This is a genomic window from Cellulomonas septica, from assembly GCF_012396155.1.
Taxonomy (GTDB): Bacteria; Actinomycetota; Actinomycetes; order Actinomycetales; family Cellulomonadaceae; genus Cellulomonas; species Cellulomonas septica.
Genome location: NZ_JAAXOY010000730.1, coordinates 1 through 1,640, shown reverse-complemented (window position 1 = coordinate 1,640; position 1,640 = coordinate 1). Strand labels below are relative to the sequence as shown.

At 74.6% G+C, this 1,640-nt stretch carries 3 protein-coding genes; all 3 read right to left on the bottom strand.

Annotation, left to right across the window (positions count from 1 at the left end):
- Positions 1-58: 58 nt before the first annotated feature.
- The gene (locus tag HGA02_RS18645) at positions 59-421 is read right to left on the bottom strand and encodes a VOC family protein (protein WP_124344354.1); all 363 of its coding nucleotides are present in this window, start codon (positions 419-421) and stop codon (positions 59-61) included.
- 127 nt (positions 422-548) lie between these two features.
- Positions 549-1,337 carry an isoprenyl transferase gene (locus tag HGA02_RS18640; RefSeq protein WP_343035612.1) on the bottom strand — a complete coding sequence of 263 codons (789 nt, stop codon included), beginning with the start codon at positions 1,335-1,337 and terminating at the stop codon, positions 549-551.
- A gap of 132 nt (positions 1,338-1,469) precedes the next feature.
- On the bottom strand, positions 1,470-1,640 hold a 171-nt coding region (locus HGA02_RS18635; RefSeq protein WP_210728802.1), incomplete at its 5' end, for a DNA repair protein RecO C-terminal domain-containing protein.

Sequence of the window (1,640 nt, the reverse complement as noted above, 5' to 3'; positions counted from 1 at the left end):
CGGGTCGGCGCCGCCCCGTCCGGCCCGACGCCCGACGTCCGCGCGACGCGTCCGGCCGTCAGGACGCCGTGTGCTCCTGCGAGACGCAGAACTGGTTCCCGTCGGGGTCCGCGAGGACGACCCACTCGAAGCCCTCGTGCTCGTGCCGGCCCACGAGCGTCGCGCCGTCGCCGAGCAGACGCTCGACCTCCGCGTCACGGTCCGCCGCCGCGAGGTCGACGTGCAGGCGGTTCTTGCCCGGCGTCGGGTCCGGCACCTTCTGGAACGCCAGGACCGGTCCCCCGGCCGCCGACGGCAGCACCATGACGTACCAGCCGTCGCTGTCGTCGCGCACCGTGCCGCCCGTCTGCCGGGCCCACCAGTCCGCGAGCGTCGTCGCGTCGAGCGTGTCGAAGGTCACCATCGCAGGTCGCAGCGTCATGGCCGGAACCGTAGCGGTCCCGTCCGACATCGACGCAGGTGAGGCCCCGTCCCCTGCAGGGCCGGGTCGTCGCGACTCCCGCGCTGCCGCGGGGCCGGGCCGTCGCGACTCCGGCGCTGCCGCGGGCTCAGGCGGGCGCGCTCCCGGGCTTGTCGACCGCACCCCCGTACCGGCGGTCGCGTCGGGCGTACGTCTCGACCGCGCGCCACAGGTGCCGCCGGTCCACGTCGGGCCACGGCTCGTCGAGGAACACGAGCTCCGCGTAGGCCGCCTGCCAGAGCATGAAGTTCGACGTGCGCTGCTCCCCGGACGACCGCAGGAACAGGTCCACGTCGGGCAGGTCGGGCTCGTCGAGGTAGCGCGCGAACGTCTTCTCGTTGATCCGGTCCGGCTTGAGCCGTCCCGCCGCGACCTCGCGCGCGATGGCCTGCGCGGCGTCGGCGATCTCGGCACGGCCGCCGTAGTTGACGCACATCGTGAGCGTGCACGTCGTGTTGTCCTTCGTGAGCTGCTCAGCCTCCTCCAGCTCGGAGATGACCGACCGCCACAGCCGCGGCCGCCGGCCGGCCCACCGCACGCGCACGCCCCACGAGTTCATGAGGTCACGGCGCCGCCGCAGCACGTCGCGGTTGAACCCCATGAGGAACCGCACCTCGTCGGGCGACCGCGACCAGTTCTCGGTCGAGAACGCGTAGGCGCTCACGTACTCGACGCCGATCTCGATCGCCCCCGCGACGACGTCGAGCAACGACGCCTCCCCGGCACGGTGCCCCTCGGTCCGCGGCAGCCCGCGCGCGTTCGCCCACCGCCCGTTGCCGTCCATGACGACGGCCACGTGCTTCGGCACGAACTGCTTCGGGATCGCCGGAGCACGCTCCCCGGACGGGTGCGGGTACGGGGGCACGGGAGTCGGCACGCCCACATTCTGCCCGCTCGCCGGACCGCGACGGCGTGGCGTCACGGCCTCCGACCAGCGCGGGCACGGGTCCGGCACAGGCGCGGGCCGTACCCGACCGCACCGCTCCCGCCGACCGGGGGCGCCGCGGGGTCAGACGCGTTCGACGAGCGGCAGGGAGCGGAGCTGGCGCTCCAGGTGGAACTGGCAGAACGCGGCGACGAGCCCGTTGCCCTCGCCGCGGTGCCGCTCGGCGCTCGCGTCGGCGACCGACCAGTCCCCCGCGAGCAGCGCGGCGAGCAGCGCGAACGTCTCGGGTGCGGG